This window comes from Mesorhizobium sp. BR1-1-3 (assembly GCF_020165455.1).
Classification (GTDB): Bacteria; Pseudomonadota; Alphaproteobacteria; order Rhizobiales; family Rhizobiaceae; genus Mesorhizobium; species Mesorhizobium ciceri.
In genome coordinates, this window is sequence record NZ_JAIUIC010000007.1 from 1 (window position 1) to 15,746 (window position 15,746).

Sequence of the window (15,746 nt, forward strand, 5' to 3'; positions counted from 1 at the left end):
CCCTACAACTTACCCCCTCCACCTCCGTATCTCCCCCATGAACCTGATCTACGCCGCCCTTGCCTTCCTGATGGCGCTTGTCTTCGGCTTTGTCGGCGTCACCCGCGTCGGCTCGTGGCTGATCGAGCGCCGCGATCCGCCGCTCGGCGAGTTCGCCGACATCGACGGCGCCCGCATCCACTATGTCCATGTTCCGGCACCCGCCAACGCCGAGCTGCCGCCGATCGTCTTCATCCACGGCGCCAGCGCCAATCTCAGGGACCAGATGGTGCCGCTGCGTCCCTTGCTCGAAGGCCGCGCCGAAATGCTGTTCTTCGACCGGCCAGGCCACGGCTGGTCGGGTCGCGGCACCCATAACGAGAACCCGTCGGCGCAGGCCAACACCATTGCCGCACTGATGGACCATCTCGGCATCAGGAAGGCTGTCATCGTCGGCCATTCCTTCGGCGGCGTGGTGACATCGGCCTTTGGCCGCGAGCATCCAGACAAGACACTTGGACTGGCCTTCCTCGCACCGGCGACCCATCCATGGCCGGGCGGCGCAACCGCCTGGTACTACGATCTGACCACCATGCCGGTGCTCGGCTGGCTGTTTTCCGAAACGCTGACCTATCCGGCCGGTACACTGCAGATGGCCGACGCCACCACCTGCGTTTTCTCGCCCAACAAGGTGCCGGACAATTATCTCGGAATGGCCTCTATCCCGCTGGTGCTGCGACCAAAAGCCTTTCGCGCCAACGCCACCGATGTCGCCGGGCTCTATCGCTATGCCCTCGACGCCGCACCGCGCTACAACGAGATCAAGGCGCCAACCGTGGTCATTTCAGGCGATCGCGACAAGGTGGTCTATGCACATATCCATTCGGTCGGTCTGGCGCGCGACATAGCCGGTGCCGAACTCGTCTGGGTGCACAATCTCGGTCACAAGCCAGACTGGATCGCGCCCGACCTGACCGTCGGCGCCATCGAGAAGGTCGCCGGCAAGAATATAGACCTGCAGGCGATGGCCAGGACCGTGGAGGCGCGCATCGCCGGCGACGCCTACGGCGCCGGCAGATGCGCCGATATCAAGGTACCGCAGGCCGAACTCGCGCCGACCTAAAGCGGGTCGCCCGAACCGTTCAGAGCCGACACGCTTTAGGAATCTAGCGGCTGACTTGTGTGTCCGACCCGATATAGGCGATGCGCAGCATGTTGGTTGAACCCGGTGTCCGCAGCGGTACGCCCGCGGTGATGATGACGCGGTCGCCCGGCTTGCCGAAGCCTTCGTCGAAGGCGATGCGGCAGGCGCGGTTGACCATGTCGTCGAGGTCGACGGCGTCGGGCGAGACAACGCAATGCGTGCCCCACAAAAGCGACAGCCGCCGCGCCGTGTTGAGGATCGGCGACAGCGCGATAACAGGCACTTGCGGCCGCTCGCGGGCGGCGCGCAGGCCCGTGGTGCCTGATGCGGTGTAGGTGATGATCGCCGACAGCTTCAGCGTTTCGGCGATCTCGCGCGCGGCCAGCGAAATGGCGTCGGCGCCGGTCGCTTCCGGCTCGGAGCGCTGGGCGTTGATGATGCCGGCATAGGTCGGATCGGTCTCGACCTTGGTGGCGATACGGTTCATCATTGCCACGGCCTCGACGGGATAGGCACCCGCCGCCGATTCCGCCGACAGCATGATGGCATCGGCGCCTTCGAAGACGGCGATCGAAACATCGGACACCTCGGCGCGGGTCGGCACCGGTGCCGTGATCATCGATTCCAGCATCTGCGTTGCAACCACCACCGGCTTGCCGGCGCGGCGTGCGGCGCGCGTGATCTGCTTCTGGATACCGGGCACCGCCTCGAGCGGCATCTCGACGCCGAGATCGCCGCGGGCGACCATCAGCGCGTCGGACAGTTCGATGATTTCGGCCAGCCGGGCGACAGCCTGCGGCTTCTCGATCTTGGCCATGATCAGCGCCCGGCCGCGTGCGATCTTGCGCGCTTCGGCCAGATCCTCCGGCCGTTGCACGAAGGACAGCGCCACCCAGTCTACGCCTGTGGCCAGCACGGCATCGAGGTCCTTGCGGTCCTTCTCGGTCAACGCGCCGACCGGCAGGTCGGTGTCAGGCAGGCTGACGCCCTTCTTGTCGGAAATCGTGGTGCCGGCGACGACGGTGCAGACGATCGACTTGCCGTCGCTCTTCACCGCCTTCAGCTCGAGCTTGCCATCGTCGATCAGCAGGCGATGGCCGGCTTCGACCGAGCTCAGGATTTCCGGATGCGGCAGATAGACCCTGGTCGAAGTGCCGGGCTCGGGATTGTCGTCGAGCGTGAAGGTCTGGCCTTGCGTCAGCACTTCCTTGCCGTTGGCGAACTTGCCGACGCGCAGCTTTGGCCCTTGCAGATCGGCGAGGATGCCGATCGGCCTGCCAACGGCTTCCTCGACAGCGCGGATGCGTCCGACCAGCGTGCGCATCAGTTCATGGTCGGTATGGCTCATATTGATGCGGAACACATCGGCGCCCGCTTCGAACAGTTTCTTCAGCATCTCCTCCGAGGAGGAGGCAGGACCGATGGTGGCTAGGATCTTGACCTTGCGGCTACGTCTCATTGACTGTTTGTTCCCGGGGTGGCTGGAGCGCCTCCCGTTGTGGACTCATCGGTCAGCTGGACCATCCAGCTTGCCTGTTCGCCCGTGTCATATTCCTGGAATCCGGCGCGCTGAAAGCCCCGGGCGACGCAGTCGGTTACGCCTGCGATCTTGAACTCTTTTTCAGCCACGCACATGTTGATCGGGCCGTCCCAGCGTCCACCGCGTTCGGCGTCTTCTGCATAAAGATAGTAAAACCTTGATGACAGCGGCCCTTCGATCAGCGTCTTGCAACTCGATCCCTCGATGTGCCACCAGCCTTCGGTGATCCAGCCGGCCTTGGCGCGATAGCCAATGCCGACGCCAACCAGGTTCTGCGTGGCGTTGCAGACGCGGAAATCGGCACGCGCCGGCGAAGCCACGACCATGGCCGACAGGCCGATGGCAAGAGTGAGGAGCGGCATGGCAAAGGCAGAGCGCATGCGCTGCCCGCCGGCGGAACTCATCCGAAAACCCCTCCAAAACCACATCAGCATCTCTCTGCGCCCCTTTTCGGAAAAGTCCGGGCGCATGTCAACGCACCGTTTTGTCCAATTCCAATCGATTTAGAAAGGCTCCGGCGCACAATTCGCCGACTTGTGCCAGATTTCCCGGGAAACCTTGGCCAAACAACGGCATTGCGCAAGCGTCGTCTTCGTGGAATGACGATAGCATCCTCCCCGGAAGCCAGCGAACAGACCATTTCCCGCCAATGACCCGATCCACAGTTTTCGCGCCTTTCGACATCATCGAGGGCGACCGCAAGCGAGGCATCGTGCTGTTGGGCGATCATGCCCGTCGCGACCTGCCCGACGACTATGGCAGCCTCGGCCTGCCCTCAGCGGAGTTCGACCGCCACATCGCCTATGACATCGGCGTCGAGGGCGTGACGCGCGAGCTGGCTGCCCTGCTCGGCGTGCCAGCGGTGCTCGCCAATTTTTCGCGGCTGCTGATCGATCCCAATCGCGGCGAAGACGACCCGACGCTCATTCGCCAGCTTTATGACGGCACGGTCGTACCTGGGAACTACCCCATCGCTGCCGATGAGCGCGAGAGGCGGCTCGACGGGTTCTACCGGCCCTATCACGACGCCGTCAGCGCCATGATCGCCTCGGTCGCACAGGCTTCCGCCCAGGCGCCCTTCATCTTCTCGGTGCATTCCTTCACCCCGGCCATGCAAGGAATCCAGCGTCCTTGGCACGTCGGCATCCTGTGGGACCTGGACGACCGCGTGGCGCGGCCGTTGATAGACATGCTGGCGCAGGACAGGAACCTCGTCGTCGGCGACAACGAACCCTATGACGGCGCGCTGCGCGGCGACACCATGTACAAGCACGCCATCGTCAACGGCTTCGCCCATGCGCTGATCGAGATCCGACAGGATTTGATATCGGACCAGAAGGGCGCGCTCGCCTGGGCCGAACGGCTGGCGCCGATCGTTGACGCCATCGACCGCCGTCCCGATATACATGTGGTGAAGATGTTCGGCTCGCGCACCGGGCCGCTATGACGGAGGTTTCGATGACCGAACTCAGCGACGAGCAGCAACGCGATTTCGAGGCGGCCGCCTTCCGCCGGCTGGTCGAGCATCTGCGCGAACGCAACGACGTGCAGAACATCGACCTGATGAACCTCGCCGGCTTCTGCCGCAACTGCCTGTCGAACTGGTATCGCGAGGCAGCCAATGCCGAGGGCGTCGATCTCACCAAGGATCAGTCGCGCGAGATCGTCTACGGCATGCCTTATGCGCAATGGCAGGCGCTCAACCAGACCGAGGCCTCCGACGCCAAGAAGGCCGAATTCGAGGCAAGGCGCCCCAAGGACCATTAAGGCCGGCGATCACTCAAGGCTGTGTTTGGCTCAAAAAAATGCTTCCCGAAAGAGCCTTGACTGAAAATTGAATCGATCTAATTTGCCGCGCGAAGCCATTTCTTGCGGGATTCGCCTCATGAACGCGTCAACTGCCAAGCTGACTGCCATTCGCGGACGATGGGCGCTCGCGGCCATTTTCCTCGCCAACGGCTTCCTGACGGGCAGCTGGGCGCCGCAGATTCCGGTGTTCCTGACCCGGCTGGAGATTTCGAAGTTCACGCTCGGTCTGCTGATTCTCTTGTTTGGGGTCGGCGCCGTCGTCGCGATGACCTGGTGTGGCCATTTGATCTCCAGACATGGTTCGCGCACCGTACTGCGTTGGTTCGCGCTGTGCGGCAGCCTCGGTCTCATGGTCGTGGCGCTGGCGCCCGACGTACCCTTGGCGGCCGTTGCCATGATCATCTTCGGCGGCTCGATCGGTGGCATGGACGTTGCCATGAATGCCAACGCCGTGGTGGTCGAACGGCGGCTCTCCCGCGCCGTCATGTCGTCTTCGCACGGCTTCTGGAGTCTCGGTGGTTTTGCCGGTGGCGGCCTCGGCGGCTTTGCCATCCAGCATTACGGCCACCTCGTCCACGCGGCGGCGGTAACGGCGTTTGCCTTCGCGGTGATCGCGGTGGCCGTTCGCCATCTCCTCGCCGAAGACAGACCGCAGGCGGCCGAGCACCACAAATTCGCACTGCCGGCAAACCCGCTGGTTTATCTGATCGGGCTGATGGCGTTGCTGGCGATGATCTCGGAAGGCGCCGTGCTCGACTGGGCAGCCCTGTATCTGCGCCAGGAGCTCGGCGCCGATCTCGCCGTCGCCGGCCTCGCCTACGCCGGATTTTCAGGCGTCATGGCGGTTACGCGGTTCTTCGGCGACGGCATACGCAATCGCTTCGGCGCGGTGACGACGCTACGCGCGTCGGCCCTCGTAGCCGCGGTCGGCATGCTGGTGGCTGGCCTGGCGCCCTCGCCCTGGCTCGCCATTGCAGCCTTTGCCTTTTGCGGCTTCGGCATCGCCAATATGGTGCCGATCATCTTTTCGGCCGGCGGCAACCAGGAAGGCATGTCTTCCGGCACCGGCATGAGCGTGGTCACAACGATCGGATACTGCGGCATACTGGTGGCGCCGTCGGCGATCGGCTTCGTTGCCGAGCATTCCAGCTTCGGCCCGATCTTCATCACCATGTCGGGACTGCTGATCATCGTGTTGCTGATGGCCGGGCTCGCTCACCGCGCCGAATTCGCGCCAGCACCCGCCGAATAGCGTTTCAGCTCCTCGTGAAGGAAATCCACCACACGGCGGATGCGCACGCTGGTACGCACGTCGCGATGCATCGCCAGCCACACCGGCAGAACTGGCAGCGGCAGGTCAGGCAGCACCTTCTCAATCAAAGGATCCCTGTCGGCCAGCGGCTCCTGGCCAAGACCAATGCCGTTTCCCGCCCGCACCGCTTCCCACAAAACCATCTGGTTGTCGGCCCTGAAGCGGAAGCTGCTCCGGGTGACGGGGATGCCGTGCTGGGTAAAACCCCTGATGATCTCGTCGCCGCGGTCGAAGCCGACCAGATCGTGGTCGACAAGATCGGCAGGCTTCAGCGGACGGCCGCGCCTGTCGAGATAGGATTTGGCCGCGCAGGCGCAGAGCTCGATGTCGCAGACCTTGCGTGCCATCAGCTCGTTCTGCGCCGGCTTGACCATGCGGATGGCGATGTCGGCATCTCGACGCAGCAGGTTCTCAACCTGATTGGAAGCGACGATCTCGACCTCGATGCCGGGCTCCTCGATCCCCAGCCGCATCGTCATCTCAGGCAGGACATAAGCCGCCACGACCTCGCTGGCGGCGATACGCACCGTGCCTTCGATAGCCTCAACCGAACCCAGTGCCAGGAGTGAGAAGGCGCTTGCCTGCTCGCTGACCGCCTTGCCGCGTTCGAACAGCGTGCTGCCGGCCTCCGTCAGTTCGTAGCCGTGCCGTCCTCGACGGAACAGCGTGACGCCCAGCGCCTGTTCCAACTCGCCGATGTGACGGCCAAGCGTCGGCTGGCTGGCCGAAAGCTTTCGCGCGGCAGCCGACAGGCTGCCGGATTCCGCCACGGTGACAAAGCTCTTGATCAGGTTCCAGTCGATTTCTGCCATTCATTTATGAATATCATAACGCCACCTTTAGTCAATTTCCATTCGTATTCGAAGCGACCATATTCCAGCTGCAGACACCAACACGGACTGCAAACACCAACCAGGAGAACTCAGATGACCAAGATCGCTCTCACCACCGCCGCCACCCTCATTTCCGTCAGCGCCGCTTTTGCCGGCAGCGACAAGTTTGGTTCGAACGACGCCAGCCAGCCGGCCGCCACCAGCACCGACGACACGGCCACCGCTTCGATTCACAACCCCGATGCGGCCATCCGGAAGCCGGTCACACAGGGCAGCAACCGCGATCTCTTCGGCAGCCGCTGATCCCGATCGCGCCTGTCGCTGATCCCAATCGCGCTTGCCGCTGATCTCGATCGCCCGACCGACCACTAAATCCCAACCAGGAGTGCTTCCAATGACCAAGATCGCAATTCTCGGTGCCGGTGGCCGGCTCGGCCGCGTGGTCGCCAAGGCCTTCATCGACGCGGGCTACGAGGTCCGCGCCGTCACCCGCAACGGCAAGGTGCCGGCCGAACTCAAAGGCGCCACGGCCGTTGCCGGCGACGCTCTCGACCGCGAGGCCCTCATCCGTGCCACGCAAGGTGTCGATATCGTCTTCAACGGCCTCAACCCGATCTACACCGACTGGTGCAAGTGCCTGCCGATGGCGCAGAATGTCATGGCCGCCTGCCATGCGAACGGCGCACTGCATCTCTTCCCCGGCACCGTTTACAATTACGGCTCGCCGATGCCGGCGGTGATATCGGAAGACACACCCTTCCACCCGACCACGCAAAAGGGCCGCATCCGCTGCGCCATGGAGGAGTTGTTTCGTCGCGAGGCCGACGCGAGCCGCGTCCGCACCATTCTTCTGCGGGCCGGCGATTTCTTCGGCGGCACCGGCAGCGGATCATGGTTCGACCTGATCGTTGCCGCCAAGATCAACAAAGGTATCTACACCGCGCCTGGCCCGGTCGAGCTCGTGCATGAATGGGCCTATCTGCCTGACTTCGCTGTGGGTTTCGTCGCGCTGGCGCGCAATCTGGACAAGCTCGGCTTCTATGAAGCGCTGAACTTTCCGGGCCACGCGGTCACCGATCTGCAGATCAAGGCCGCTGCCGAGAAGGCTATTGGTCGTCCGCTCAAGATGACTTCGATGCCCTGGTGGGTGCTGCGCGCTGGCAGCCCGTTCGTGGCGATGTGGCGCGAGATCGTCTCCATGTCCTACCTGCGCTTCGAGCCGCATCAGCTGGCTTCGATACGGCTGGAAGGCATCGTCGGCGAGATCCCGCACACGCCGTTGGATCAGGCGGTTGCTGAAGCTCTTGGCGATATCGGCATTGCCACCGTGGATGGCGTTGCGAAAGCTGCCTGACTCCCGCGATCACGGGCGCCGCCCCTCTGCACACTGAACAATCCACGAGAGGGCGCCTCAGAGCCGTCCCATCAACAGCAACACCATGAGCACCACCAGCACGACGCCGACAATACCCGACGGCCCATAACCCCAGGAGCGCGAATGCGGCCAGGCCGGCACCGCGCCGATGAGGACAAGGATCAGGACGATGATGACGATGGTGGTGATCGGCATGAGAAGCCCTCGCTTCGACGTTTCGCTCAGAGACAATGCAGAGGCCGCCCGGTTGTTCCGGGCGGCCTCTGCCGGTCAAATCGGCGATGGGGTCTATTCGGCGGCTTTCGGAAAGGCGATTTCCGGTTCGTCGCCTGCTTCCTGGCCAAGCCTGTCGGTCGGCGAAACCGTTCCCTTGCCGCGCCGGAACAGCCGGCGGAAAAACGCATAGAAGCGGCTGTTCTTGCTGCGCGTGAAAATCATCAGCATCGACGGCGTCACCACCAGCGTCAGCAAGGTGGCGAAGGACAGGCCGAAGACGATCGCCGAGGACAGCGAAATCCACCATTGCGTCGACGGCGCGTTGATCGTCGTCTCGTGATGGAAGATTTCCAGCCCAAGGCCGAAGGCGATCGGCAACACGCCGAGGATCGCCGACACGGCCGTCAGCACCACCGGCCGGGCGCGCTCGCGGCAGGTCTGCAGCACCGCGTCCATCTTGTCCCAGCCTTCTTCGCGCAGCCGGTCATAGGTGTCGATCAGCACGATGTTGTTGTTCACCACCACGCCGGCCAGAGCGATGACGCCAATGCCCGACATGACGATGCCGAAGGTCTCGCCTGTGATCAGCAGCCCCAGGAACACGCCAACCGTCGCCATGACCACGCAGGACAGCACCATCAGCACGCTGGTGAATTTGTTGAACTGCATCAGCAGCACCAGGAAGATCAGGAAGATCGCCGCCCCGAAGGCCTTGCCAAGGAAGGCGCTGGCCTCGGCGCTGTCTTCGTTCGAGCCGGCCAGCTTCCAACGTATGCCGCTGCCGAGATCCATCCCGGAGACAGCCTTGGTGACCTCCGCCTGCACGGCCGCGACCTGGGCGCCTGCGGCAACGTTTGCCTGGACGACCACCGTGCGCGCGCCGTCGATACGGTTGAGGATACCAACCGTCGGCTCCGGCTTGCGCACGACGAAATTCGAGATCGGCACCGAGCCTTGCGAGGTCTGCACCCTGAGCTCGTCGAGCGTCGACAGCGTGCGCCGGTCTTCCGGCAGACGCAGCCTGATGTCGACGGCGTCGTCGGCGCCGGCAGGCCGGTATTCCGAAAGCTTCAGCCCGTTGGTCACCAGTTGCACCACTGTGCCGACAGCGGTTGGGCTGATGCCATATTGCGCTGCCTTGGCACGGTCGACCTCGAGCGCCCAGTCGACGCCGGGCGGCGGGAGGCCGTCGGAAATGTCGATGACGCCAGGCACCTTGCCGATGCGTGCCGCAACCGCGCGCGCTTTGTCGTCGAGCCCCTTGGGGTCGACGGCCGAAAGCCTGATCTGGATCGGCTTGCCGGTCGGCGGACCGGCCTCCGGCACGCGCACCTCGACATCGACGCCGGGAATGCCGGCCATGACGCCGCGCAAATCGTTCAGGATCTGGTTCGCCGACTTGCGCTCGCGCCAATCTATGAATTCGTACTGGATGACGCCGACGACGTCTTCAGGGACATCCTGGCCGCCGCCTTGTGTCTTGCCGACGCGGGTGTAGACCGACTTGATGCCGGGCCAGCCGAGCATCCTGTTTTCGGCAATCTTGGTCGCCGTATCCATTTCGGCCAGCGAAAGGTTGCCGCGCGCGTGCACGTAGAGCAGGCCGTAGTCGGGCTCGACACTGGGGAAGAATTCGACACCGGCGCCATATTTCGAATAGGCAAAGCCGACGCCGAACAGCAGAGCGACCGTCAGCAAAACCACCGTAATCGGAAACCGCACCGCCTGCTTGACGATCGCCATGTACCAGCCGTCGCGATTGTCATCCTCATGATGCTCCGGCGCCTTGGCGAAGATCGCCCCCAGCGTCGGCGCGAACACCAGCGCATAGAGCATCGAGGCCGATAGCGTGACGATCAGGGTGATCGGCATGTACTTCATGAAGTCGCCGATGATGCCCGGCCAGAACAGCAGTGGCGAGAAGGCGGCTATGCGCGTCATCGTCGCGGCAATGACCGGACCGGCCATGCGCTTGGCGGCCAATGCGAAGGCTTCCGCCTTCGGCATGCCTTCGCTCATCCGCCGTTCGGCGAACTCGGTGACGATGATGGCATCGTCGACCAGCATGCCGACAGCCAGGATCAGGCTGAACAGCACGATCATGTTGATCGTGTAGCCCATCATCGCCAGCAGCAGGATGCCGATCAGGAAAGACGACGGAATGGCCAGGCCGATCAGCAGCGAGGCACGACCCGACAGCGCGTAGAGGATGACGATGAACACCAGGATGACGGCGATCATGACGTGGTTCTGCAGATCGCCGAGCAACTGGTTGACGAAGACCGACTTGTCCTGGGTGTAGGTGACGTTCATGCCTTGCGGCATCGTCTTGACGTAGGCGTCGGACACCTCCCTCACCTTGGCGAGCGTGTCGATCAGATTGGCGCCGATGCGCTTCTTGACTTCGATGGCGATGGCCGGCTTGCCGTTGAGGCGCGTAATCGTCGTGGCATCGGCGAAGGTCGAGCGGATCGTCGCGATGTCCTTGGCCTGCACCACGGCATTGGGGCCGGCGACCACGGGCAAGGCCGCCACGTCCTCGGGCGTCTCGATCAGTGACGGCACCTTGACGGCGTATTTGCCTTCCGAGCCTTCGATATTGCCGGCGGCGACCAGACTGTTGGAGGCCCCGACAGCGCCGATCAGCTGATCGAGTTGCAACCCGTAGGACGACAGTTTCATCGGATCGATGACGACTTCGACAAGATCGTCTCGCGAACCCTGCAACGAGCCCTCCAGGACGCCTGGCACTTCCTCGATACGGTCGCGCAGTTCGCGCGCGGCGGCGGTCAGCACGCGTTCGGGCAATTCGCCCGACAGGGTGACGACGAGGACGGGGAATTCGGAGATGTTGACTTCGGTAACGACCGGCTCTTCGGCCGCCTGCGGCAGGTCGGCCTTGCCGTCCTGGACCTTGGAGCGCGTGTCCTGCAAGGCCGTCGCCAGATTTGTCTGCGGCTGGAACTCGACCAGCACATAGCCGCCGCCCTGGAAGGCGGCCGAGCGCATTTCCTTGAGGCCTTTCAGGCTCTTCAGCTTGCTTTCCATCGGCCGCAGCAGAAGGCGCTCCGAATCCTCCGGCGAAATGCCCTGATAGATCAGGCTGATATACATCATCGGAATCGGAACGTCGGGCTCGGCTTCCTTCGGCGTCGACTGATAGGCGACCCAGCCGGCGAGCAGCAGGAAGACCAGCACCGAGATGGTCAGGCGGGCATTGTTGATTGCGAGTCTGACGATATCCATGGCTAACGCCTGTTCTTGAATTTCACGAGCTGCGTCGCAGCCAAGTGTCCCCGCCCGGGGTCTGTCCGCCGTATCCCATGCTACTGCGTGCCGGCGGTCGCTTCGCCCAGCAGTTTCTGGATGGTTGCCTGGTCGGCTTCGACCGGCTTGACCTCATCGCCTTCCTTCACCAGTTCCTGGCCGGCAACGATGATGCGCGCATCGGCAGGGATGCCGCCAAGCACCAGGCCGGTCGGCGTGTCGTCGACGAGGTCGATGGGGAAGAACGCAACCTTGTTGTCCTTGCCGACGGCACGGATGCCGAGGTCGCCCTTGTCGCCGAGCGTCACCACCGAGCGCGGCAGCAGCACCGCATCGGTCGGCAACGCGCTGAGTGCGATTTCCGCCGTCATGCCGGCCGGCACGGAGCCGTCGGCATTGGGGACGGCAACCTCGACGCGGAAGGTGCGGGTCGCCGAAGAGGCGTCGCGGCTGATGTAGCGCACGGTGCCTTCGACAGTCTGGCCGCTGACCAGCCGTATGGTGGCCTTGTCCCCGAGTTTCAGGTAGCCGAGATCGCGCTCGCTGACTTCGCCGCGGGCAATCACCGGATCGAGCTTGAGGATGGTTGCCACCTCGCCGCCCTGCATGATGGAACTGCCAAGTTCCACCGGCACCCGGTCGATAACGCCGTCGAAGGGCGCCTTCACCTCGTTGCGGTCGAGTTCGGCCTGTGCCGTTTCCAGTTGCGACTGCGCCGAGGTCAGGTTCGAGCGCGCGGTGTCGAGCTGCAGCTTCGGCAGATTGCCGGTCTTCATCAGCCGCAAGGCTGCGTCCAACTCGGCCTGGCGCTGCACCACCAACTGCTTTGCATTGTCGACCATCGAGATCTTTTCTTCCGCCGCAAGCATCAGTACCAGATCCCCCGTCTTGACGTGATCGCCTTGCTTGACAGGCAGCTTGTCGATGACACCGGCGACGCGCGTCGCCAGCACCGCCCGCTTGTCGGCTTCGGTCAGCCCGGAAATGCGGATGGCGCGTGCATAGGTCTTGCGTGGCGGCGTCACCACCGCAACGGTGCGCAGCGGTGCCTTCGGCTCGGCTTCAGCCGTCTTCGGCTTGGCCGCGTCCGGCGCCTTGGCCTGTTCGGCTCCGGCTGCCTTGGCTTTGTTGGCGGCTACGCTGCCGACCGACGAAAACTCGCCTGTCGCCATCCACGCCGCGAAACCAATGAGCACAACAATGGCTGCAAGCTTGTGAAACCTGATTCTCGGCATCGTCGTTGTTTTCCACTGCGGGTTCGGCCAGCGTCCTCATAACGCGGGCGCGTCGCCGATATGGGTGCGCGCCAAGCCGTGTTCAATTTGCCGTGATCGGCGAAGCGCGCTTCTACATCAAAGTTGCACCGCAATATAGTCTGAAAGTTGCAAGATCATTGCCCCGGCGGACAAGATGCGCCCGCCGCGGCCCAGTCTTCGATCGCTTGATAGGTCGCTTCGGCAGAGCCCGGAGCCGGTTCACGATCCGGCCCCGGCGCCCAGCCCCAGGCGACCAATCTGTCGTCGCGAACATGCAGCGCGATGTCCTTCAAGCTGCGGTTGCCATTGCGCAGGGGATCCCTGATCTGGGCGCAGATTTCGGCCGAGGATTTGCCGAACCAGGCCATCTCGGCCGGCGCCAAATGCCAGTTCTCGGCCCCGGGCGGCCCGTGCAATGCCTTGGAATTGCTGGAGAAATGGCAAGTCGTGCAGCGCAGGCCCGGATTGCCGAAGCCCGACCCGTCAGCACCGCGCTGGACATTGAAGGCGTGAACGCGCGTACCGCGATAGTGCGCACCCGACCATCGCGGCCGGTCGTCCGCGACATGACAGTCGGCGCAGCGCGGATGCGAGAACACCGCATAGACCTTGTCCCATTCGGGCAGGCCTTTCGCCGCGTCGACGGTCGCCGGCGCCGGCGTCTGGCTCTCTTGCGCAATCGCAAACGGCGCTGCGAGCACGAGCATGGCAGCAGGCGTCAGCATGATGAGGAGCTTCTTCATGCGAAGGCCACCGTTTTCGACAGCGGCAGCGTGCGGATGCGCTTTCCGGTGAGCGCGAAGATGGCGTTGGCGAGTGCTGGAGCCGCCGGCGGTGTGCCGATCTCGCCGACGCCGCCCATCTTGTGGAAATTTTCCAGGATGGCGACTTCGAAGACCGGGCACTGGAAGATCCGCATGGCATCGAAATCGTGGAAGTTCGACTGTTCGACCATGCCGTCGGCGAAGGTGATTTCCTGACCCATCGCCGCCGAAAGGCCGTAGATGGCGGCGGAAATCAACTGCGCCTCGATGATGCCGGGATCGAGCGCGGTGCCGACATCGGCGGCGATCCACACCTTCTCGATGCGGATGCCGGCCGGCGTGTCCGCCACCTGAACGATCTCGCCGACCCAACTGCCGAAGGACAGCGTGAAGGCCATGCCCTTGGCCTTGCCGGCGGGCAGCGCCTCGCCCCATTTCGCCATCGCGGCGACTTTCTCGACCACCTTCACCGCCGAGGGATAGGCGGCCATCAGTCTCTTGCGCATCTCGACCGGATTGATTTTTCCGGCGACCGCGATCTCGTCCATGAAGCCCTCATGGAAGAAGCCGTTGACCGAACTGCCGACCGAACGCCAGGAGCCGACAGGGATGGAGACCGGCGCCGCGATACCCCTGACCCGATAATTCGGGATCGTGTAGGGCTGGTCATAGGCGCCATCGACAATGGTCTTGTCGGGACCGAGCGGCGATACCGAGGGGAACAGCCGGCGCAGCGTACCGGCAATCACCGATGGCGAGGCCATCTTCATGTCGACCGCGATCGGCATGCCATCGTCACCGAGCCGCGCCTGGAACTTGCCGATAGCAGCCGGCCGATAGGCGTCGTGCCGCATGTCTTCTTCACGCGTCCACGTCACCTTGATCGGGCGTCCGCCCGTCTCCTTCGCCATCAGCGCGGCACACAGCGCGTAGTCCATCTCGACGCGCCGGCCGAAACCGCCGCCCATGAAGGTGGTGTGCACATTGATCTTGTCCTGCTCGATGCCGACCGCGTTGGCGCAAAGCTGCCGCACCAGGGTCGGCGCCTGGTTGCCGCACCAGATGTCGAGCGCACCGTCCCTGAACTGTGCCGTGGCGTTCATCGGCTCCATCGTCGCATGCGCCAGATAGGGCACGGCATAGTCTGCCTCGATGATGCTTTCGCGCGGCGCGTCGGCAAAGGCGGTTTCGACATCGCCATTGTCGCGCATCACCGACCCCTTGGTGGCAAGCGCCTGCTTCAGCACATCTGAAATGGCGGCGCTGCTGAGCGGATATTCAGGATCGGACCACTGGGCGTCGATCGCCTCGGCCGCCTTGAATGCTGCCCATGTATTATTCGCGATGATACCGAAGCCATGGCCGTAATTCGTCTCGAGCGGCACGATCTTGATCACCCCAGGCATTTTCTCGGCTTTGGAGAGGTCCGCCTTGACCGGCTTCGACCAGAAGCGCGGGCTCATCTTGACCGTGCCGTAGACCATCTCCGGCAGCCGGACATCGATGCCGAAGATCGGCGCCCCGGTGAGCTTTGCCAGCATGTCGATGCGCTTCTGCGGCTTTCCCAGCAGCTTCCAGTCGGCCCGGTCCTTGAGCCTGACTTCGGCCGGCGGCGCCATCGCGGCGGCAGCCGCGGCGACCGCGCCGTAGGTCAGCGATTTGCCGGACGCCTTGTACAGGATCGAACCGTCGGCCGTTTCCAGATCGGCCGCCGCGACACCCAGTTTTTGCGCTGCCGCTGCGACCAGCATCTGCCGGGCAGCGGCACCCGCTTGCCGCATCTTGTCAAAACCGTCGCGTGTCGAAGCCGAACCGCCGGTGCCCTGCAGGGCAAGGAATTTGCCGACCACACCGAGACCGGAACGCACCGCCTGCGCGGTCAGGCTTTCATCGAAGAAGGCGAACGGACCGCCCTCCTCGAGGATCGCGGCGTTGTAATAGGCATGGGATGCCGGTCCATGCTCGACCATGACCCGGTCGAGCCCGACGTCGAGTTCCTCTGCGACCATGGCCGCAAGCGTCGTCGAGATGCCTTGCCCCATCTCGGCGCGCGGCGCGACGATGGTGATGGTGTTGTCGGCGCCGATTTTCACATAAGGGTTGAACGTCGCCTCGCCCTTGCCAAGCTCGGCCTCGAGCGGGTTCGGGAACGGCTTGCGATAATAGTAGTAGCCGACGGCAACGCCGCCAGCGACAGCGGCAGCGCCAATCAGAAACGTGCGGCGGGCGATCTTTCCGACCCTGGCCATGG

Annotated in this window: 14 protein-coding genes; 6 read left to right on the plus strand and 8 right to left on the minus strand. The window is 63.7% G+C overall.

All coding sequences use genetic code 11. From position 1 onward, the window contains the following. The first annotated feature begins 37 nt into the window (after window positions 1-37). Window positions 38-1,102, plus strand: coding sequence for an alpha/beta fold hydrolase (locus LB559_RS17035; protein WP_224674570.1), 1,065 nt, complete (start codon window positions 38-40; stop codon window positions 1,100-1,102). 43 nt (window positions 1,103-1,145) lie between these two features. On the opposite strand, the gene pyk is transcribed toward LB559_RS17035, so the two are convergent. After that, window positions 1,146-2,582, minus strand: coding sequence for a pyruvate kinase (gene pyk, locus LB559_RS17040; RefSeq protein WP_013529204.1), 1,437 nt, complete (start codon window positions 2,580-2,582; stop codon window positions 1,146-1,148). After that, on the minus strand, window positions 2,579-3,067 hold the full coding sequence (locus LB559_RS17045; RefSeq protein WP_013529203.1) for a DUF1036 domain-containing protein: 489 nt from the start codon (window positions 3,065-3,067) through the stop codon (window positions 2,579-2,581). The genes pyk and LB559_RS17045 overlap by 4 nt, the downstream gene beginning before the upstream one ends. Before the next feature lie 245 nt (window positions 3,068-3,312). Here LB559_RS17045 and LB559_RS17050 point away from each other — a divergent pair, with 245 nt between their 5' ends. The 3 genes from LB559_RS17050 (at window position 3,313) to LB559_RS17060 (ending at window position 5,724) form a co-directional block, all read left to right on the plus strand. Continuing rightward, window positions 3,313-4,110: an N-formylglutamate amidohydrolase gene (locus LB559_RS17050; protein ID WP_224674571.1), complete on the plus strand. Its 798-nt coding sequence runs from the start codon at window positions 3,313-3,315 to the stop codon at window positions 4,108-4,110. An 11-nt stretch (window positions 4,111-4,121) separates the two neighbouring features. Continuing rightward, window positions 4,122-4,430 carry a DUF1244 domain-containing protein gene (locus LB559_RS17055; RefSeq protein WP_013529201.1) on the plus strand — a complete coding sequence of 103 codons (309 nt, stop codon included), beginning with the start codon at window positions 4,122-4,124 and terminating at the stop codon, window positions 4,428-4,430. Between the two features lie 118 nt (window positions 4,431-4,548). Beyond that, window positions 4,549-5,724, plus strand: a complete 1,176-nt coding sequence (locus tag LB559_RS17060) for an MFS transporter (RefSeq protein ID WP_064993272.1) — start codon at window positions 4,549-4,551, stop codon at window positions 5,722-5,724. On the opposite strand, the gene LB559_RS17065 is transcribed toward LB559_RS17060, so the two are convergent. Beyond that, complete coding sequence (locus LB559_RS17065) at window positions 5,688-6,596, minus strand: LysR family transcriptional regulator (protein ID WP_224674572.1); 909 nt, start codon at window positions 6,594-6,596, stop codon at window positions 5,688-5,690. The two genes, LB559_RS17060 and LB559_RS17065, sit on opposite strands and share 37 nt — an antisense overlap. A gap of 114 nt (window positions 6,597-6,710) precedes the next feature. Between LB559_RS17065 and LB559_RS17070 the strand changes: the two genes are divergently transcribed. Both LB559_RS17070 and LB559_RS17075 read left to right on the plus strand, forming a co-directional pair. Continuing rightward, entirely contained in the window at window positions 6,711-6,920 is a 210-nt protein-coding gene (locus LB559_RS17070; protein ID WP_127366520.1) for a DUF680 domain-containing protein, read from the plus strand. Between the two features lie 91 nt (window positions 6,921-7,011). After that, window positions 7,012-7,971 (plus strand): SDR family oxidoreductase, encoded by a 960-nt coding sequence (locus LB559_RS17075; protein ID WP_127366519.1) that lies wholly within the window; start codon window positions 7,012-7,014, stop codon window positions 7,969-7,971. A gap of 57 nt (window positions 7,972-8,028) precedes the next feature. On the opposite strand, the gene LB559_RS17080 is transcribed toward LB559_RS17075, so the two are convergent. From LB559_RS17080 to LB559_RS17100, 5 genes are all read right to left on the minus strand, one after another. After that, window positions 8,029-8,187 (minus strand): DUF3309 family protein, encoded by a 159-nt coding sequence (locus LB559_RS17080; protein WP_013529196.1) that lies wholly within the window; start codon window positions 8,185-8,187, stop codon window positions 8,029-8,031. 93 nt (window positions 8,188-8,280) lie between these two features. Beyond that, window positions 8,281-11,454 (minus strand): efflux RND transporter permease subunit, encoded by a 3,174-nt coding sequence (locus LB559_RS17085; protein ID WP_127366518.1) that lies wholly within the window; start codon window positions 11,452-11,454, stop codon window positions 8,281-8,283. An 80-nt stretch (window positions 11,455-11,534) separates the two neighbouring features. Then, window positions 11,535-12,710, minus strand: a complete 1,176-nt coding sequence (locus LB559_RS17090; protein WP_013529194.1) for an efflux RND transporter periplasmic adaptor subunit — start codon at window positions 12,708-12,710, stop codon at window positions 11,535-11,537. Window positions 12,711-12,865: 155 nt separating this feature from the next. Continuing rightward, a complete protein-coding gene (locus LB559_RS17095) occupies window positions 12,866-13,474 on the minus strand; it encodes a hypothetical protein (RefSeq protein WP_063169180.1) in 609 nt (202 codons plus the stop codon). Continuing rightward, on the minus strand, window positions 13,471-15,744 hold the full coding sequence (locus LB559_RS17100) for a xanthine dehydrogenase family protein molybdopterin-binding subunit (RefSeq protein ID WP_224674573.1): 2,274 nt from the start codon (window positions 15,742-15,744) through the stop codon (window positions 13,471-13,473). Before LB559_RS17100 ends, LB559_RS17095 begins: the two co-directional genes overlap by 4 nt. Window positions 15,745-15,746 lie beyond the last annotated feature (2 nt).

Coding starts and splice junctions, on each gene's coding strand:
- LB559_RS17035 (WP_224674570.1), top strand. CDS start 38: ATGAACCTGATCTACGCCGCCCTTGCCTTCCTGATGGCGCTTGTCTTC.
- pyk (WP_013529204.1), bottom strand. CDS start 2,582: ATGAGACGTAGCCGCAAGGTCAAGATCCTAGCCACCATCGGTCCTGCC.
- LB559_RS17045 (WP_013529203.1), bottom strand. CDS start 3,067: ATGAGTTCCGCCGGCGGGCAGCGCATGCGCTCTGCCTTTGCCATGCCG.
- LB559_RS17050 (WP_224674571.1), top strand. CDS start 3,313: ATGACCCGATCCACAGTTTTCGCGCCTTTCGACATCATCGAGGGCGAC.
- LB559_RS17055 (WP_013529201.1), top strand. CDS start 4,122: ATGACCGAACTCAGCGACGAGCAGCAACGCGATTTCGAGGCGGCCGCC.
- LB559_RS17060 (WP_064993272.1), top strand. CDS start 4,549: ATGAACGCGTCAACTGCCAAGCTGACTGCCATTCGCGGACGATGGGCG.
- LB559_RS17065 (WP_224674572.1), bottom strand. CDS start 6,596: ATGGCAGAAATCGACTGGAACCTGATCAAGAGCTTTGTCACCGTGGCG.
- LB559_RS17070 (WP_127366520.1), top strand. CDS start 6,711: ATGACCAAGATCGCTCTCACCACCGCCGCCACCCTCATTTCCGTCAGC.
- LB559_RS17075 (WP_127366519.1), top strand. CDS start 7,012: ATGACCAAGATCGCAATTCTCGGTGCCGGTGGCCGGCTCGGCCGCGTG.
- LB559_RS17080 (WP_013529196.1), bottom strand. CDS start 8,187: ATGCCGATCACCACCATCGTCATCATCGTCCTGATCCTTGTCCTCATC.
- LB559_RS17085 (WP_127366518.1), bottom strand. CDS start 11,454: ATGGATATCGTCAGACTCGCAATCAACAATGCCCGCCTGACCATCTCG.
- LB559_RS17090 (WP_013529194.1), bottom strand. CDS start 12,710: ATGCCGAGAATCAGGTTTCACAAGCTTGCAGCCATTGTTGTGCTCATT.
- LB559_RS17095 (WP_063169180.1), bottom strand. CDS start 13,474: ATGAAGAAGCTCCTCATCATGCTGACGCCTGCTGCCATGCTCGTGCTC.
- LB559_RS17100 (WP_224674573.1), bottom strand. CDS start 15,744: ATGGCCAGGGTCGGAAAGATCGCCCGCCGCACGTTTCTGATTGGCGCT.